This window comes from Leptospira montravelensis (assembly GCF_004770045.1).
Lineage (GTDB): Bacteria > Spirochaetota > Leptospiria > Leptospirales > Leptospiraceae > Leptospira_A > Leptospira_A montravelensis.
The window spans coordinates 605,154-622,352 of record NZ_RQFO01000017.1 but is presented as its reverse complement, the minus strand read 5'-3'; the positions used below and the strand labels follow the sequence as shown (position 1 = coordinate 622,352).

Here is a 17,199-nt window from a genome sequence, read left to right as displayed (position 1 = left end):
TATTTTTAGTAATGATTCAGAACGTCTTCGGCAAAACCGAGGATGTTCTCAAGTTTTAGTTTTTTTCCATCATCCAAAACCACTGTTCCATTAAATTTTCCAAACACCTGGTGTTGGACTGTTTTGATCACTAAAAAATTCATATAGGAACTTCGATCCACAATAGGTGTAAAATCCAATTCTAAACGATTGTTATTGGAAGTGAATTTCCAAGGTGCCATATAGTTTTTGGTATCGATGATAAAATTTACTTCATCTAGTTTATGAATTTTGCCATCGTAAAAGATGACGTTTTCTGAAGCAGGAGTCCTATCAGTAAACCCATATCCTAAGTTGAGTCCAAAAGGTTTTCCATCTAACCATGCGGATACGGAACCCCAATACCATCTATTTTTATAAGTCCAAACTCCACGTCCCCAATCCAATGCACCAAAATCTTTTTGGGAATCAAATTGATAACTAGTATTTCCCACCTGTACTTGGCCAGTTGCTGGCATACAATTGATTTTGGTATTATAATAAAATGCCTTTCTGTTTTCTTTCCAGGAAGTTGCGATATTCATGGAATCCATTTTTGGTTCATTCAGTTCAATTTTACCTTGGATTCCTTTGCCTCCATCTGGAGCTTCAAAAGACTTAGATTCAAATTCTAATATTCTTTTCCCAGGTATCGTTTCAAAACGGATACGAAGTTTTTTGTCCTCAAATTGAACGACTCCAGTATGATTCACAAGTGGGAATCCAGTTTTACCAAGAGGTAATACAGAAAGGGTATCAATTTGTTTGAATATTCCTTTTTTGAAATCCAAAAAACAAATGGCAAAAAGCCCCGCATAACCTAAGTCAGATGCAGTGATTGTTATTCCAAAATCTTTTGAAGGCGATAAAATAGAGTAGTAGTCCCATTCTTTGATTCTTAATGCAGATGCTGCAATATTTTCGCGATTATAGGTCCATAGAGGTGACCTTGCCCAACCTTCCTCTGTGAGGGTTCCATCGGTATTGAGTAGTGGGATTTGTTTTTTAATCTCAGGCATGAACCGATTTAAAAGGATTTAATACTTTCGGCTAGAAGTTTTTATCAGATTCGATAAGAGCGAATTGACAGAAATCGAATTCCTTTGCAGACTCGGTTTCGCTTACCCAGCATAAACAAGGAAAAACGAACCATGAGTCCATCCATTCCAAAAGAACAAAATTTTGATTATGACTTTATTATAGTCGGTTCCGGCTTTGGCGGTTCTGTTTCTGCTTACAGGTTATCACAAAAAGGTTATAAAGTTTTAGTGATAGAATCTGGAAAAAGATGGAAATCTACCGACTTTCCCAAAACCAATTGGAGCCTTCGAAAATATTTATGGATGCCCAAGTTAGGTTTTTATGGAATTCAAAGAATCAATTTGCTCAATGATTTTTTACTAGTAAGTGGATCTGGTGTGGGAGGTGGTTCCTTGGTGTATGCATGTACCTTGTATGTTCCTTCTTCCAAAGTATTAAATTCACCTTTGTATTCCCAAATGGGTGGGGAAAAGGCTCTATTACCATATTATGATGTTGCTAAGCACATGTTAGGTGTGACAGAAAACCCACAACTTTGGGAACCAGACCAACTGCTTTTAGAAACAGCAAAAACATTTGGCAAAGAAAATACTTTTCGAAGAACTCCTGTAGGAATTTACTTTGGAAACAAAAAAGATCCTAAAGACCCATTTTTTGGAGGTGATGGACCCGATCGTGATCCTTGTAATTTCTGTGGTGGTTGTATGGTGGGTTGCCGCCATAATGCAAAAAACACTTTAGATAAAAACTATTTATTCTTAGCAGAAAAGTTAGGTGCTGTCATCCTTCCAGAAACCAAAGTTACTTCTCTAATCCCTCTCAATGAAAAAGGCCTACCTGATCCAGAGGCAAGTGGTGAGTTTGGATATGAATTGGAAACTAACAGTACGACAGGTTGGTTTGGTTATCCGAAAAGAAAGTTTCGTTCACAGCAAGTGGTTTTGTCTGCCGGAGTAATGGGAACGGTTGGCTTACTTCTTAAAATGCAACAAGAAAACAAAATGATTCGGTTATCTGAAAAGTTAGGTGATACGGTTCGAACGAATAGTGAAACCGTACTTCCAGTCACAGTTCCAGCGAGTAAAGGTGCGGATTATTCGCGGGGAATTGCCATTACCTCTTCGGTCCATCCTGACGAAAATACGCATATTGAGCCGGTTCGTTATTCCAAAGGTTCAGATTTTTTTGGTGTTCTTGCGAGTGTGATGACTGATGGAGGAGGAAAGTTTCCAAGACCTCTTAAATTTTTTTGGACTATGCTTCGCCATCCCATTTATTTTTTAAAAGCACATAACCCAGTTGGATTTGCAAAAAATTCGATCATCTTACTTGTTATGCAAACGGTTGACAATAGCGTACGACTTGTACGTAAAAGAAGAATCATTTGGCCTTTCCAAAGAACCATCACTTCCGCTCTTTCCACTGGCGAACCTACACCAACTTACATTCCGATCGCCAATGCTTTCACAAGGAAATTGGCAGAAATTGTGGGTGGAATTCCCAGAAGTTCCTTAAATGATACACTACTGAGCGCACCAGTCACTGGACATATTATGGGCGGTTGTATTGTGGCTGATTCTTCAGAACGTGGTGTGATCGATTTGGAAAACAAAGTTTATGGATATGAGAACTTACGAGTTTGTGATGCATCCATGCTTACTGTAAACTTAGGAGTGAATCCAAGTTTGACCATCACAGCCCTATCCGAACGTGCTATGAGTTTTGTGCCGACGAAAGACAAAGTGGCCACTCAATTTTTAACATTTGAAACCAAAAAAGGTTTCGATAAGATCCTTGGAGCGGTCCCTAAAAAATCTTCTGTTAAAAAATCGACTTCTGTGAGGAAACGCGTATCATAACCTAAATGAGTTTGATTGACGTAGCCAAATCAGGTAGTATTGAAGACTGGGATGTTGAGATCAGTGATGGTGCAGATCCCAATGAATTAGATTCTTATGGAACGAATGCGCTCTCTTGGATGTTAAAGATGGAGAGCGCAGAACTTTTCCGCCATGCCATCCAAAAAGGTGCAGCTCCATTATCTCCTTACGCCACACCAGGAAACGTAGTCTTTGATGTGCTAAATCAAAATAAAGAGTCGTTTCTCCAAATCTTAGTGGATACCGTTTCTGTTTGGAAAAACTCAAATCACCTTCTCGCAAGGGATAAACATGGAAATACTATCTTTCATTTGTCAGTCCTTGAGTCCGCAGAATCACTTTGGGAAGTTCTTGTTGATTCATTAACCGAAGAGATAGTTTCTCTACGAAATGAAGAAGGAAGATCGGTATTTTTAGAAGCGGTTGTAGAAGGTCGATTGGAGGTAGTGAAAGGGCTACTTTCAAAGTATCAGAATCTCATTCAACACAAAGACAGGGAAGGGAAAACAGCACTCCACTTGGTTGCAGAAAGAAACTTACATGAGTTATGTTCTTATTTTTTAGAAGAAGGAAATGTTTCATTAGAAACAAAAGACGAATTGGGAAATACTGCCTTGTTTTTATCTGCCTCGGCTGATGCGGTGGAATGTTTAACAGACCTTCTTCATACCGGTGCCAATCCTTTTGTTTGGGGAGAAAATGAAGAATCAATCACTAGGTTACTGGACCGAGAAAAATTTGGTCACTCTTTTAAAACATGGAAAGACTTTGTGATTCAAAAATCAGTTCTTGGTGTTGGATATTCACGCCGTGAAGAAATGGTTGATTACATTCGAAAAGAAAAGCCATTCAAACCAGAAGAACTAACCAAGGCAAAGTTAGTTGATCTGATTTGATCTAAATTTATTATAAAGGTGAATCAAATTACTTTTGTGGAGTGGAATCATTCCCTATAAATTTTGGTCCATAGTTTCCTTCTCTGTCCGTATGGGATCTTTCTGATTTGGGACTTTCAAAAGTATAATGTTGTTCTATATTGGTTTTGAAAGGAGCATTCTCTGGAGATTCGCCGTATTGGTGTAATTCTCTAATCCTTAAATCGGATCTTGGATGTTTTCCGAGTCTTCCTTGAAACCGGAAAAAAGAGGATAACCTTGTATCTACTTTATGGTGGCCGTCAGGATCTTTGTCTGCAGGTAACCCCACCCAACCTGGTTCTTCCCAAGCAACCAGTCTTTCAATTCTTTGTTTGATCATTTTTCTGGCATCTACATAACGAGTGGATACATATTGGTTTTCGAATTCAGAATCTTCACTGGTTTGTTTAGATGTATCGATAATGCCTGAGCCAATTTTAACACTCGTTAAATCTTTGTCCGATACATCTTTGGGAATGATAAGAATGGAGTTTTCAGGATCAAAACTGGGAAATACATCCCAAGGATCAGAAATATAATTAAAGAGTGCATTTCCTGCATGGAGTTTTACCGTATAACCGCCATAAGCTGAAGTTGGATTTCCTCCATCGGAACCCATATTGCCTTTGGCTACATAAAGGATGGGATGGTTTTTTATTGAATTGATATTTCTAAAATCGGTATCGAGTAATATATGGTCATGGCCTGTGAGTAAAATTCGTTTTGGTTTTCCTTCCTTTGATACAAGCAGTGCATAAGATTCTAAATCCCCTTGGTGGATGTTACCGAACTTGGTTGGTCCTTCATTCCAGTCATACCAAATCCAATAAGAAATAACCATGTCGCCGTTTCCAAAATCATACCAATAGTTTCCATTGTCTCTAAAACCTGGTAAGGCTATATCTTGTGTTCCCGATACAGTTGATTTGGCATAACGTACATGATAATACAAATGGGTTTGTTTTCCTGATTCTCGTAGGTCTGGAAATTCCACATAATTCCAAGTGGTCTCCCCAAGGGATTTGCGACGAATATCTTTATTCGGAAGTGTGTATTCTTTCGACTGAAAGAAGTCTGCATACTTTTCTATATTAGTTGGTAAGTATTTTTTATCTTTGTGAAAGACAAGGATGGGTGCAAACTTACTTGCTAACTCTTCTTGTTTGCGATCGGGAATTAAATTCTCTTGGCTTACAAAAGTAAATTCATGAGTGATGTTGGAATTTTTTAAATATGAATCGGAATTTTGAACCCAAAATGGATTGTGCCCAGGTGAATATTTTCCGTAAACTTTCTCAATTCCCTCTAAACGAATTGAAAGATGTGTCCATTGGTTGGGAATCGATTCTTGGAAATTGATTTGGTCTGAGAGGGCTTGCAGTGGTTTTGTAACATTGTATGTTTTTTTAGAAACTGGAGAATAACAGTCGCTAGCCTGGATATCAGAACAGGAATAAAATGTAAGAGTGTAAGAAATTCTTTCCCCTTTTAATTCCTTTGGAATGGATTTAAGTTTGAATTGGAAACGGAAAGGATTTAAATTTGAAATTTTTTGGTCTTTTCCATTGGAACTGGAACAGGAATTTATAAAAAGTAAAATTAAGACTAATGGAAGATAGGTGGTTCTTTTTGTGAATGGTTTCATTTGATTTCTTGGGGCATAAAAAAACCCCTGATTCCAGGGGTTTTTTAATTCAAAAATGCTAAAATTACTCAGCGTCTTTTTTTGCTTTTTTCTCTTTTTTGGCTTTCTTAGCTTTTTTAGCCTTTTTCATGCCATTTTTATTATTCTTTTTCTCTTTTTTCTCACCGTCTTTGTTGTTCATTTTTTCTTTTTTAGGTTTAACGGTTTCGGAAGCTTCTTCAGCTTGCATTGTAGGCTCTTCGTCTGCTTCTGTTTGTGCAAACAGACCAAAAGTGCTGAAAGAGAAAATAGAGAGAATCACAAGAAATTTTTTCATTTTTTACCTCGTATGGAATGTGGGACTATTAGATACTATTTCGATGAATAGACAATCGGAAATTTTGAGGTTTTTGCGAATTATTTACCAACACAAAATTTGCTAAAAATTCTTCCAAGGATTTCTTCATTATCCACATGACCATTGACTTCCCCGATTTCTTTGAGAGAGGAATTGATTTCCTGGATATAAATTTCCGCGGGAGCACTGTCTTCCATAAGTCGAATCGCTTCCGTTAAGCTGGTTTCGATTTTTTGAATATGGAATCTTTGCCTATCTTCTAATAAAACCATATCTTCTGAGTTATCGTTAGAAATAAGTTTTGTTTTTAAAAGTTCTAATAATTTGGGAATTCCAACTTTGGTTTTACAGGAAATTTCAGTAATTTCTAATTCGAATTCGTTCTGTAGATCCTCGAATTGGTTTCGGTTCCAATCTTTATGTTTTTCATCAATTTTATTGGCAACAAGGATGGCTCCTCTTAGTCTTTCTTTATGTTTTGTTAAAAACGAACTTTTGTCGAATGGTGCGGAAGCATCGATAAGAAGTAATTTAACGTTGGCACTATCGGCTTCACGTTTACTTCTTTCAATTCCCATCTGTTCTATGTTATCCGATGTTTCTCTAATTCCAGCAGTGTCCACAAGTCGAATTGGAATTCCATCCAAACTCAATTCTTCTGCTATATAATCCCTAGTTGTGCCTGGAATATCTGAAATTATCGATCTATCTTTTCCTATCAGTAAGTTCATCAGGCTCGACTTACCAGTGTTTGGTTCTCCAAATAAAACAACAGTCGATTGTAAAATTAAAGTTTCCGCCCGTTCCGAATCTTTGATTAATTTAGAACAAAGATTTTTTAAAGAAATCATTCTATTTTTTCTTTCTTCTAAACTTTCGAAGGTTAAGTCTTCGGTTGAAAAATCAATTTCTGCTTCACATTCTGCTTTGAGTGAAATCAGATCACTTCTGATTTTCGAACTTAATTTGGTAATTTCACCAAATACGTTTTTTTGTGCTAATTCCAACTCGTATCGAGAACGTGCTTCAATGAGCCTACCGATTGCTTCCGCACCCGATAAATTGATTTTTCCATTTAAGTAAGCTCTTTTTGTAAACTCACCTTTCTGTGCAGGCCTTGCTCCTTTATCAAAAAGAATTTGTAAGGCACGTTTGAGTAGAATTGGATTTCCATGTAAATGGAATTCGGCTAAATCTTCACCTGTGTATGAGTTAGGTGAAGGAAAATAAAAAAATACAATTTGGTCTAGTGGTTTATCGGCAGAAACAAAATCACAGAAAATAGCAGTGCGTTTTTGGTTTTTTATAAATTCTTCTGTAAGGGGAGATCCATTCTTTTGTAGAACGGCAAGGGCAATGGGCAATACGGCAGAGCCCGATACCCGAAGGATGCCAATCGCTCCGGGACCTTGGGCAGTGGACAATGCCGCGATGGTATCAATCAAGATCTTCTTGGTCTACTCCGTCTGCAAAGTCTTCTACAGGAAGGCCTTTTTTAGATGGATCTTCCAAATCTTTGTATTTATGTTTTTCTTTTGCAGAGATGACACGAACTCTTTTAAAAGTTCCGTTTCCTTCCGATCTTGTGAATACTCTTTCGTCATCTTGGATTGCCATGTGCACAATTCTTCTTTCGAATGGATTCATTGGATCGAGTAGTTTGGATCTTCCTGATTTAATCACAGAAGCGGCAACAGATTTTGCCAATCGAATGAGAGATAACTCGCGTTTGTCGCGGTAAGACTCAATATCCAAAACAATTTTTCGGTTATGGCGAATTTTTGGATCTACCATAAGGTTTAGTAGGAATTGAAGAGAATCTAAAGTGCCTCCTCTTTTACCAATGATGAGTCCAGATTCTTTACTAGTGAGTTCGACATAAATTTTTCCATCTACGTCACCCATTCCAACTACCTCAGCGGGGATTCCCATTTTTTTCAAAATGGTAATGATAACTCCGTGGATGATTTTTTCGGATGGGATGTCGTTATTAGCAACAAACGCGCGTACAACGGCTGGTTTTTTTTGTGTGATTCCTAAAAATCCGGATTTCCCGGAATCAACTACTTCGAATCGTAAATCGCCTGGTTGGAGACGAAGTGTTTCTAAAGAATATTCTTCTGCCTCACTTTTCGTTTTTCCTTCGGCTTCGAAAATGTAATTATTCATCTGTGATCTTCCTTGTTAAACAATGATTTCATTTTTTCTTTTTGTTTTGGTTTCTAAACCCAGGTCGCGCTATCGCCGTCGCTTTGTTCGCTGGCTCTGGACCATTATTAGTAGTTTTTTTATCTTCCGATTTTCCGAACTTATTCGTATACACTTGTTGTGCGATCGATAGAATGTTTTGCATTGTCCAATACATTGTCACACCAGCAGGCATTGACCAGAAGAAGTATAACATAATCACAGGCATCATATACATCATCATCTTTTGGTTTGGATCAGTGGAAACCGTTGTCATTCTAGATTGAACTACTTGTGTTGCCACCATGATGAGTGGTAAAATGTTGATTCCTAGTGCACCAATGAAGGCCAACTTTGGAGTTGTATAAACAGTATCAGGTTCACTTAAATCTTTGATCCATAAGAATGGTGAGTTCCAAAGATCCACTGTGTCAGAAAACGCAGTATATAGTGCGATAAAGATAGGAATTTGAATGAGCATTGGAAGACAACCCGCCATCGGATTGGTTCCGTTCTTTTTGTATAACTCTACCGTTTTTTCTTGTTTGAGTTTTGGATCATCCGCATACTTTTCATTGATAAGTTTGATCTGTGGAGATAACTCTTGCATCTTCTTCATGGATTCCGCTTGTTTTTTGTTCAGCGGATAAAATGCCAATTTGAAGAGGATGGCAAAAATAACAATGGCCCAACCATAGTTAGGAATGACAAGATATATCTTTTTTAAGATCCAAACAATTCCGTTACGAAGTGGAGTTGTAATCCCTTGGTTAAAGGATTTGTCGAGTGAATCACTAAGGCCGGCAAACACAGATTCTTTGTTGATTTTTGGATCGAGTTTGCTATCGCGAAATGCTGTTCCGTCAAGTTCTCTAACGCCGACATATGCCGCATAATCTAAGTTTACTTCTTCGCCTGGACCTAGTTTCCAATTATCATAAACAAGAAGAACACCTGTTTCGTTTCCTTTGCGGTTATCAAGAAGGACTCCAGATGGATTTTCATTTAATGGGTCAATAACTCCAATAAAATAACGGCTTCCCGTTCCTACAAAATCCACTTTATCATTGGAACCTTTTTTGATTTCGTAACGAGTGTCTTTACCTTCGTTTGAACCCAATAGGTTATCAAAAAAACCTTGTGTGCTTGTTCCATCTACGTGGTCTTTAAAACTTCCATCCAAATAGTAATAACGGAAGTAGTGAGCATTGTCGCGGTCATTAAAATCTTCTTTTTTCTTTAAAACTGGTCCAAGGGAACTAAAGGATCTAAAGTAAACATCTGATTTAGATGGAGAAATATTGATAGTTTCGTTAGATCTGTTTTTAAGTGTTAAATGAAATTTAAAATAGTTTTCAGATGGGAAAAATTGGAATTTCTTTTGGATTAAAAATTTACCATCTAACGAAGGTGCCTCGAAGATCACAGTTTTTGTTACTGCATCATAACTTGAGCTAAAGTTTACTAAGTTATAAGCGGAAAAAGGAATGGTGTCTTTGTCTTCAATGATGTTAAAGTCAAACCCTTGTCCTCTTGTGAGTTCTACAGCTTTTTCTGTTTGGCCATCAAACTCAATTTGAAACTTAGGATCTTTTGCAATGACAAACTCGGAACCATCTGGTTCTTTATGGTCTTTGATATAATATTCTGTGATTCGTCCGCCTAAACTAGAGAAATGAACAAGGAAAGAATCGGTTTTTAATGAGAAGGTTTTTACATCTTCAGGTTTTACCGGATTTAACTTTGTAGTTTCAGTTGTTGGTTTTTTTAATTCTGCTTTTGTATCCGGTGTATTTCCGTTAGTTTTCTCCTTTTCAGAGACCTCTTTGTTGGAAACTTCATCAGCGGTTTTTGGTTTCGGTGGTTGTGGTGGAAAAAAGAAATAGTTAATCCCCATCCATACTGCTAAGCTTAGGAATAAAGCGAGGAATAAACGACCTTGTCTGTTAGTGGAATCATTTTGCATAAGTTAACTCTTGTTAAAGGATTTCGGTAAAGGATCATGTCCACCTTCATGATAAGGGTGACATTTAGATATTCTGATGACACTTAGAACAAACGCCTTGTACCAAGGATAAGTTTCAAACGCTTGTTTGGCGTATTCAGAACAACTGGGAGTAAACCGGCAAGCCGGAGGTAATAGAGGGGACAGCAGTTTTTTGTAGAGGTAAATAAGAACCAAAAACAGCCGATTCATGGGAATTGTTTTAGTACCGAAAGGAATAAAACCTCTCGGTCTTCCTTAGATAGTTTCGCAAAATCTTTATGAATGAGTAGGGCACAATCGTATCCTACAGGGATCAATGAAAGATATTTCCTAACCAGCTCTCTTAGAATTCGTTTCGAATGGTTGCGAAGAACGGCTGTTTTGTGAGTTTTATCGGGGCAAAATAAAAAACTGGCAAACGGAAGGCCGTTTTTTCGGACAAGCCATCGCAATGGTGGCCTGCCCATTTTTCGATTCTGACGAAAGAGTTCCTGGATCCTGGTTTGGTCGCGAAGGGTCTCCGCAGGAAGCTCCTAAATTAGAACTTTCTCCCGATTTTTTCGTCGGAAACAGTCAACTTAGCACGTCCTTTTCTTCTTCTGGAGGCTATCACATTTCTTCCGCCTGGGGTAGCCATTCTGGCTCGGAATCCGTGAGTTCTCACGCGTTTAATTTTACTCGGTTGGAATGTACGTTTCATGAAACACCTAATTTATCTATATATGATCGCAAAAATATGAGGTCTTTTGAAAGGTTTTTGGTACCCCCGAGGAAGTCAAGGGGAAATGGGAAAAATGATTGGACAGTGCCTTTCTTATGAGACATAAGGCTAAAACATTTGCTTGGGGGAGTGTGCGGATCCTTCGAATTCGGTTCTCACTTTGTTTTAATGGTTTTCGGAATCAAAGTACAAAAACAAACCTTATTCTATGGCAAGCGAACCGGTAGTTACTTCCAAAATTTACATACCCGTTTGTCTTTGGATCAAAATTTCCCTATTGGTTTTGGTACTTTATTGGTTATCGGTTGCAACCGAGGAACTAAATGCAGAGCCTAAGAACATTGAAAAACGGTCAGGACTCTTCACTGATTCAAAAAAAAAGCAAACTTCCCTTTCGTTTGTAAATACTCATTTTTCAAAAGATCCTCATTTGGATTCCGCATTGAATGAATCCATATTGTATTTTAAGCGGACGCCCAAAGATTCAAAATTTTGGTATGGGCAGACGGAATATTCGAAAGAGGAAGTACTTCTTTCTTTAGAGGAATTACAAAGAATAATACACAACAATACAATTGAAGAAATTCAAAACGAAATTCAAAAACATTTTCACTTGAAGGAATTAAGTCCAGTTGATGGACCTCCTACTATAACAGGATATTATGAAGTGCGAATTTATGGAAAAACAAAACCTGAGGGGGAATACCAATACCCTGCATTAACACCACCTATATCAGAATTTAGTTCTGTGGAAAATCCAAAATTATTTCCGAGAGAAAGGTGGAGAGAAAAGTCCATTTGGGAAAAATATTCTAAACCAATTGTTTTCTTACGATTGACGGATTTACATTTGGCCCAACTAGAAGGATCCGCTTTGGTACAAACAGAAACAAACGAATGGTTTCGTATCAATTATGCTGCAGATAACGGTAAGGATTATATTAGTCCCTCTGTTTTTCTGCAAGGTATTTGCACCAGTCTCAAACCATACCAGCTTTCAAATTGTTTCCAATCAAAACCTAAAGAAGTTTCAGAAGCTATTTTTAAGAATCCAAGGTATATCTTCTTTGAAAGAGAAAATTTATCTAAGTCAAAAACTAAAACTGACAAAACAATTTTAGGTCCATTCGGGAGCCAAGGGATACGTTTGGTTTCCTTCCGATCTGTTGCTATGGATAAAGAAGTTCCTTTGGGGTTTCCCGTTCTATTAACTTTTCAATCAAAGGAATGGTCAGTGAATCATCAATTGGTATTTGTCCATGATAGAGGTAACGCAATCACCGGTGTTGGTCGATTGGATTATTATTTGGGAAGTGAAAGCGGAGTAGAAGAAGTCGCAAACAATTTGTTAACTAAAGGAAAGGTTATTTTATTACTTCCTAAAAAATGAATAAAAGTAATCAAATAAAAAAACATACTAGAGATTCTAAAATCATAGTTCAATACAATGTATGGATCAATTACTTTTGATTATTGATTCCTTGGTAAAAAATAGAAAAAATGGTTTCGATTTCTTTCTCTGGATCAATAGGAAACTTGGGTGCTAATACAAATTTTGTAATTAAAAAACTGGCGGCCAAACTAAAAGAAGCCCTAACGATTTGATTTGGATCTAAATCCTTTCTTATCTCACCCATTTCTTGAAAGTATTGGATGGCTTCTACCGAAGTATCATATAAATTTAATTTCCAAAGATTCCCAAAAATATCGGCAAATTCTTTTGAAAAAAGTAGGGCACCGAGTAGTAGTTTTAATTTTTGAGGTTCGTTTGCTACCGCTTCATATCTTGCTTTTAAAATAGAAACATACCACTCTTTAAAATTTGGTTTTAAACTTTGTAGTCTTTCTTTGAGGTCTGACATATGACCTGGTACAATCGTTGATAGAAGTAATCCCGAAAGAACCCGTCTATATAAGTCATTCTTTGAAGGAAAATATTTAAAGAGTGTGCGTTCTGTTACACCAGCATGATTTGCGAGTTCCGCAGTCGTGGCACCAGCAAATCCAAATTCCGCAAAAATCTTTTCTGCTGCCTTTACTATGTCTTTTTCCTTTTCAGAATTTGGATTTTGATATGAATCAAATTCGTTCTGTAGTAACTTTAGGGTCAATTTCATGGGCTCGCCAGTCTCCGTTTGGAATCATTTTTTTTCACCGGTAATATTTTTCGATTGATTTTTTGTATAGTATTTACTTTACATTTAAATATCGTAGGTATAGCGATTACTATACCAGGGAGAGCTAGATGAAAACAGTAAAATTGGGTCTGTTGCCAAAATTAGAAATTCAGTGGAATCGTAAGTCGGTAGACTCCGCGAAATCCGGTAGAGAGATTCTTGCCGATGGGCGCGTTAAATACTGGATACGGCATGACACCATTAAGGCTGTGTATCCCAAAATGTTGGTTTGGTGGTTTCAACATTTGGAAGGAGATATAGAATATGAAGGTAAAAATTACAATCGGTATCATGTTTGGCATCCAGAAGACCATGTACATGTCAGTTATGAAAAACGAAATTCAAATGGTAGTGTTGGCCCAGGTTCCGAACTTAGAATCGTAGAATACTTGGGAAGGAAAAAGAACTATTTAGTGAATGTAGTAAGCCCTATTGAAAAATTAGATGAGGAAGGTTTCATTCATAACCCGAAACTTTATGGGTTTTTACCCATTGCAAGAATGGAATATTCTTTTAAAGAATCTCCAGAAGGAACTCTTTATGAAAATTGTTTGATTGTTGGTTGGAAAGGATTTAGTTTTAAGTGGTTACGACCCATCTTTGAGTTTTTGTTTTTTGATAAAAATCACGGTTTTTTTTGGATAAAACATAACATTGAAGAGGTGGGTCAGTTCGAAAGTTTTTTACCAGATCTTTATAGGAAGGAAAATGAAAATTTACGGTGACAGACAATCAGGGAATAGTTATAAACTTTTACTAGTAACTTCCTTTCTAGAGATTCCTTATGAATGGCAAGATATTGATATAAAAAAAGGAGAAACCAAAACAGATTCATTTTTGAAGATGAATCCGAATGGGAAAATACCTATTTTAATTTTGGATGATGGCAGAATTTTATCAGAGTCCAATGCCATTTTGAATTATTTGGCAGAAGGAAGTGATCTGATTCCTAAGGATCGTTTTGAAAAAGCAAAGGTCTTACAATGGCAGTTTTTTGAACAATACAGTCATGAACCTTATATTGCAGTAGCAAGATTTATTAGTCATTATTTGGGGATTCCTGAAGAGAGGCGGGCTGAATACGAATCTAAACAAGAAGGTGGTCATAAGGCTTTACGAGTTCTGGAAACCCAGTTAACAAAGAGTAAATTTTTGGTTGGTGATTCTATAACAACAGCCGATATATCTTTGTTTGCATACACACATGTGGCACATCAAGGAGGGTTTGATTTATCATTATATCCAAAAGTTTTAGAATGGATCAAAAGAATTGAATCATTGGAAAGATTTAAACCAATGAATTCAATCTAAGTGAAGTTTACATTGTTCGGCATCTGTTTCTAGTTCGATAGTTGTATGTATGATATTAAATTCTAATGCAACCATTCGGATTTTTTCTTTTATCTTTGAAAATTCGGTTAGTTTTACATTTTCGTGAATTAACACATGTAAGGAGGCAACATGGTGGTTTCCATCTAAACTCCAAATTTTGATATCATGCACTGATTGAATTCCTTTAATTTTTTCCCAATGTTCGATAAGATGATTTCGATCGACTGATTCAGGAACTGCTTGTAACATAACTGTCATAACTTGTTTGATGTTTCCATAAGCATTCCATAAAATCCATAATGCGATCGCAAGCGAAAGCAAAGGATCAAACCAAGGAAATTGAAAATACATCATAACAACACTTCCGATAAGGACAGCTATCCATCCCAGTATATCTTCCAGAAAATGAAGAAACACTGCCTTTTCAGTTAATGATTTGCCGTGGTTGAGTCGAATCATGGCAGCACCGTTCACTACCACTCCAATAATAGCTAATACAAACATAACATTTGCTTTTGTCTCTTCTGGAGTGATGAATCTTTTGATAGATTCAATGATCATAAAAATGGAACCAACTGAAAGAATAACAGAGATAATCAGGGCTCCGAGAATGGAGAATCGTTTGTAACCGTAATCAAAATAATTGTCTTTTGGTTTTGTAGATATTTTTTGCAAATACCAAACAAGCGCCAGAGATAAGGCATCTCCAAAGTCATGGAAGGCATCAGAGATAATCGCAATACTATTGGAAAAAATTCCACCAACTAATTCTAAGAGAGAAAAACTTAAGTTAAGTGCAAATGCCCAAGCCAAATTTGTAGACGAGGAAGTTGAATGTAGATGGTTATGATCGTGCGAGTGGTGGTCGTGGTTAGAATGATTGTGACCTTGTCCCATAGAGGATATATTTTTAGATTCGTTTTTTCTCTGCAACTAAAGAAAGGGAAGAAAATAAAGTGTATTTGAAGTTTTGTTATCTTCAATCAAATAAAATTTGAGGTCTTGAGTAAAGATAACCTTGTACCACATGACAAGTTGTTTGTTTTAGGCGGAGTAGTTGTTCTTCGTTTTCAATCCCTTCCGCAATGGTTTTTAGCCCTAAAGAATCTGCTAAATGGCAAATTGATTCTAAAAGTAGAAAATTTCGGTCTGAACAGGCTATATCATCCAAAAACGACTTATCGATTTTTAATTCATCAAATTGTATTTTTTGCATATAATGAAGAGAAGAATAACCTTTTCCAAAATCATCCAAAGAAACAGAAATTCCTTTAGATCTCAGTTCAGATACAATTTGTTGAATAGTTTCAATTTCATCTAAAAATACATCTTCGGTGATTTCGAATATGAGATGTTTTGGATCAATTTTGTGATCAGTTAAGTAGTGAATAATATATTCATTGAAGTTTGGATATAAAAAGAATATTGGTGAGATATTAATCGAGATTTTTATTTGTTTTCCATACAATTCCAATAACCTTGGGATATGTGAAATTACCTTTTCGAAAATACATTTTCCAAATGGTACAATTAACTCCGAATTGGTGATGATCGGTATAAACTCCTCAGGTGAAACTTCTCCAAATTCAGGTAAACTCCACCTGGCAAGTGCTTCCAGACCTACGGTTTCTCTAGAAGTGATATCCACTTTTTCTTGGTAAGCAATTTTGAAGTTACTGCTATAGACAGCTTTCTCTAAATAGTTTTTTAATTTTTGTTCTCTTTCAATTTTAAGTTCCATCCCTGATTGGAACCAAACTATTTTTGTTAAGTGACTTTCTCTTGCCACATTCATTGCGATCGATAGTTTTCTAATCATTTCATCTAAACGGGTTGCATCGTTTGGAAATTGAATTCCAGATACTCGGTATTGAAGTCTATGGCCGAGTCGCTCCGGAGTTAGCAACTCATTGTTGTTGAGATCAAATTTTACAATCGCATTTTCAATTATCGATTTAGTCGCGTTTTCTATCCAAAGTATAAATTCATCACCACCTAAACTAGCAACGATTACGCCAGGCATTTCATCTGTAGAAAGTTTTAAGACACATCCAGTTAAGGTTAGAATTTGGTCTCCAAATCCAATTCCATGTAATGCATTAATTACTTTTAGTCCCTTCAAATTGATTAAAAGGAGAAAGGAATCTGATATGCCTGAATTGATTCTATTTTGTATCAATTTATCAAATAAGTACCGATTTGGCAAATGTGTTAGTTGGTCATAAAATGCTAGTTTGTCGATTTTCTTTTGAGTATTGAGTATTTTGCTTCTTGATTCTTTGAGATATACTATATTTTTAATTAGTTTGGAACGCAGTCTTTGGATTAAAAATCCAGTTAAAACAGAAAATAATATTAAACTTATTGAATTAAACATCCAATCTCTTGGATTATTATTTCTGGTTCCAAGGGAATCAGGAAACCGTATGATTGAAAAATAAATAAGGCCACCGAATAATGCGGGTAATAAAGATATAATAAGTGAAGAAATCAAACTTATTATAGGTGGGAGAAAAACATAAAATGAAACAATCATAAACGATAATGATATTTCTGCACTGCCGAGAAGTCCACTTCGAGCATATGAAAATACAGAGATAAACACTGTAGTGCAGATCAAACTAAAAACCCGAATGATTAATGGTACTTTGTTCTTTAGTAAATATTCTAAAAATAAAATTCCTGAGAAACTAAGATCGACTGCAAAAAAAAGATAATCTACCTCGCCATGCCCTGTGAATAAAGGAAGTAGGTGTAAGCTAGCTGCTATGGCAAATAAACCAGATGCTGCTATTAGAAATCGGCGCAGTAAGGGACTTGTGTCTTTTTGGAATTTGGTCCAATAGACATATTTGTTTTTGTCTGCTACCATATGTTATTATGAGACGACGAGAACTAGCCAAGTATACTTAAAAAAGCCTTTCCTTGGCAATTGCTCAACAGGAAGATATCCTCAT

Annotated in this window: 16 protein-coding genes and 1 pseudogene; 5 read left to right on the top strand and 12 right to left on the bottom strand. The window is 36.5% G+C overall.

The window, feature by feature from the left end; genetic code table 11:
- Positions 1 to 5: 5 nt before the first annotated feature.
- Positions 6 to 1,037 carry a DUF2804 domain-containing protein gene (locus EHQ31_RS16805; RefSeq protein ID WP_135572205.1) on the bottom strand — a complete coding sequence of 344 codons (1,032 nt, stop codon included), beginning with the start codon at positions 1,035 to 1,037 and terminating at the stop codon, positions 6 to 8.
- A 132-nt stretch (positions 1,038 to 1,169) separates the two neighbouring features.
- Between EHQ31_RS16805 and EHQ31_RS16800 the strand changes: the two genes are divergently transcribed.
- Both EHQ31_RS16800 and EHQ31_RS16795 read left to right on the top strand, forming a co-directional pair.
- Complete coding sequence (locus tag EHQ31_RS16800; protein WP_135572203.1) at positions 1,170 to 2,918, top strand: GMC oxidoreductase; 1,749 nt, start codon at positions 1,170 to 1,172, stop codon at positions 2,916 to 2,918.
- A gap of 5 nt (positions 2,919 to 2,923) precedes the next feature.
- A complete protein-coding gene (locus EHQ31_RS16795) occupies positions 2,924 to 3,835 on the top strand; it encodes an ankyrin repeat domain-containing protein (RefSeq protein WP_135572201.1) in 912 nt (303 codons plus the stop codon).
- Between the two features lie 28 nt (positions 3,836 to 3,863).
- On the opposite strand, the gene EHQ31_RS16790 is transcribed toward EHQ31_RS16795, so the two are convergent.
- From EHQ31_RS16790 to rpmH, 8 genes and pseudogenes are all read right to left on the bottom strand, one after another.
- Entirely contained in the window at positions 3,864 to 5,501 is a 1,638-nt protein-coding gene (locus EHQ31_RS16790; protein ID WP_135572199.1) for a hypothetical protein, read from the bottom strand.
- A 64-nt stretch (positions 5,502 to 5,565) separates the two neighbouring features.
- Entirely contained in the window at positions 5,566 to 5,817 is a 252-nt protein-coding gene (locus EHQ31_RS16785) for a hypothetical protein (RefSeq protein ID WP_135572197.1), read from the bottom strand.
- Between the two features lie 80 nt (positions 5,818 to 5,897).
- A complete protein-coding gene (gene mnmE, locus EHQ31_RS16780) occupies positions 5,898 to 7,283 on the bottom strand; it encodes a tRNA uridine-5-carboxymethylaminomethyl(34) synthesis GTPase MnmE (RefSeq protein ID WP_135572195.1) in 1,386 nt (461 codons plus the stop codon).
- A complete protein-coding gene (gene jag / locus EHQ31_RS16775) occupies positions 7,276 to 8,007 on the bottom strand; it encodes an RNA-binding cell elongation regulator Jag/EloR (RefSeq protein ID WP_135572193.1) in 732 nt (243 codons plus the stop codon). Before jag ends, mnmE begins: the two co-directional genes overlap by 8 nt.
- A 28-nt stretch (positions 8,008 to 8,035) precedes the next feature.
- On the bottom strand, positions 8,036 to 9,991 hold the full coding sequence (gene yidC, locus EHQ31_RS16770; RefSeq protein WP_208652791.1) for a membrane protein insertase YidC: 1,956 nt from the start codon (positions 9,989 to 9,991) through the stop codon (positions 8,036 to 8,038).
- 3 nt (positions 9,992 to 9,994) lie between these two features.
- Positions 9,995 to 10,222, bottom strand: coding sequence for a membrane protein insertion efficiency factor YidD (gene yidD / locus EHQ31_RS16765; RefSeq protein WP_083901907.1), 228 nt, complete (start codon positions 10,220 to 10,222; stop codon positions 9,995 to 9,997).
- Positions 10,219 to 10,521 (bottom strand): annotated as a pseudogene (locus EHQ31_RS16760) (ribonuclease P protein component); the annotation flags it as partial. The pseudogene EHQ31_RS16760 and the gene yidD, both read right to left, overlap by 4 nt.
- A gap of 29 nt (positions 10,522 to 10,550) precedes the next feature.
- The gene (gene rpmH, locus EHQ31_RS16755) at positions 10,551 to 10,712 is read right to left on the bottom strand and encodes a 50S ribosomal protein L34 (RefSeq protein WP_135572191.1); all 162 of its coding nucleotides are present in this window, start codon (positions 10,710 to 10,712) and stop codon (positions 10,551 to 10,553) included.
- Between the two features lie 229 nt (positions 10,713 to 10,941).
- Between rpmH and EHQ31_RS16750 the strand changes: the two genes are divergently transcribed.
- Complete coding sequence (locus tag EHQ31_RS16750) at positions 10,942 to 12,123, top strand: MltA domain-containing protein (RefSeq protein ID WP_135572189.1); 1,182 nt, start codon at positions 10,942 to 10,944, stop codon at positions 12,121 to 12,123.
- Between the two features lie 70 nt (positions 12,124 to 12,193).
- Here the strand turns inward: EHQ31_RS16750 and EHQ31_RS16745 are convergent, their stop codons facing one another.
- On the bottom strand, positions 12,194 to 12,850 hold the full coding sequence (locus EHQ31_RS16745) for a TetR/AcrR family transcriptional regulator (protein WP_135572187.1): 657 nt from the start codon (positions 12,848 to 12,850) through the stop codon (positions 12,194 to 12,196).
- Between the two features lie 128 nt (positions 12,851 to 12,978).
- Here EHQ31_RS16745 and EHQ31_RS16740 point away from each other — a divergent pair, with 128 nt between their 5' ends.
- Positions 12,979 to 13,635: a DAPG hydrolase family protein gene (locus tag EHQ31_RS16740; RefSeq protein WP_135572185.1), complete on the top strand. Its 657-nt coding sequence runs from the start codon at positions 12,979 to 12,981 to the stop codon at positions 13,633 to 13,635.
- Positions 13,619 to 14,221 (top strand): glutathione S-transferase family protein, encoded by a 603-nt coding sequence (locus EHQ31_RS16735; protein WP_135572183.1) that lies wholly within the window; start codon positions 13,619 to 13,621, stop codon positions 14,219 to 14,221. The genes EHQ31_RS16740 and EHQ31_RS16735 overlap by 17 nt, the downstream gene beginning before the upstream one ends.
- Here EHQ31_RS16735 and EHQ31_RS16730 read toward each other — a convergent pair.
- Entirely contained in the window at positions 14,213 to 15,139 is a 927-nt protein-coding gene (locus tag EHQ31_RS16730) for a cation diffusion facilitator family transporter (protein WP_135572181.1), read from the bottom strand. The genes EHQ31_RS16735 and EHQ31_RS16730 overlap by 9 nt on opposite strands.
- 82 nt (positions 15,140 to 15,221) lie before the next feature.
- Positions 15,222 to 17,114, bottom strand: coding sequence for a putative bifunctional diguanylate cyclase/phosphodiesterase (locus EHQ31_RS16725; protein WP_135572179.1), 1,893 nt, complete (start codon positions 17,112 to 17,114; stop codon positions 15,222 to 15,224).
- Positions 17,115 to 17,199 lie beyond the last annotated feature (85 nt).

Coding starts and splice junctions, on each gene's coding strand:
- EHQ31_RS16805 (WP_135572205.1), bottom strand. CDS start 1,037: ATGCCTGAGATTAAAAAACAAATCCCACTACTCAATACCGATGGAACC.
- EHQ31_RS16800 (WP_135572203.1), top strand. CDS start 1,170: ATGAGTCCATCCATTCCAAAAGAACAAAATTTTGATTATGACTTTATT.
- EHQ31_RS16795 (WP_135572201.1), top strand. CDS start 2,924: ATGAGTTTGATTGACGTAGCCAAATCAGGTAGTATTGAAGACTGGGAT.
- EHQ31_RS16790 (WP_135572199.1), bottom strand. CDS start 5,501: ATGAAACCATTCACAAAAAGAACCACCTATCTTCCATTAGTCTTAATT.
- EHQ31_RS16785 (WP_135572197.1), bottom strand. CDS start 5,817: ATGAAAAAATTTCTTGTGATTCTCTCTATTTTCTCTTTCAGCACTTTT.
- jag (WP_135572193.1), bottom strand. CDS start 8,007: ATGAATAATTACATTTTCGAAGCCGAAGGAAAAACGAAAAGTGAGGCA.
- yidC (WP_208652791.1), bottom strand. CDS start 9,991: ATGCAAAATGATTCCACTAACAGACAAGGTCGTTTATTCCTCGCTTTA.
- yidD (WP_083901907.1), bottom strand. CDS start 10,222: ATGAATCGGCTGTTTTTGGTTCTTATTTACCTCTACAAAAAACTGCTG.
- rpmH (WP_135572191.1), bottom strand. CDS start 10,712: ATGAAACGTACATTCCAACCGAGTAAAATTAAACGCGTGAGAACTCAC.
- EHQ31_RS16750 (WP_135572189.1), top strand. CDS start 10,942: ATGGCAAGCGAACCGGTAGTTACTTCCAAAATTTACATACCCGTTTGT.
- EHQ31_RS16745 (WP_135572187.1), bottom strand. CDS start 12,850: ATGAAATTGACCCTAAAGTTACTACAGAACGAATTTGATTCATATCAA.
- EHQ31_RS16740 (WP_135572185.1), top strand. CDS start 12,979: ATGAAAACAGTAAAATTGGGTCTGTTGCCAAAATTAGAAATTCAGTGG.
- EHQ31_RS16735 (WP_135572183.1), top strand. CDS start 13,619: ATGAAAATTTACGGTGACAGACAATCAGGGAATAGTTATAAACTTTTA.
- EHQ31_RS16730 (WP_135572181.1), bottom strand. CDS start 15,139: ATGGGACAAGGTCACAATCATTCTAACCACGACCACCACTCGCACGAT.
- EHQ31_RS16725 (WP_135572179.1), bottom strand. CDS start 17,114: ATGGTAGCAGACAAAAACAAATATGTCTATTGGACCAAATTCCAAAAA.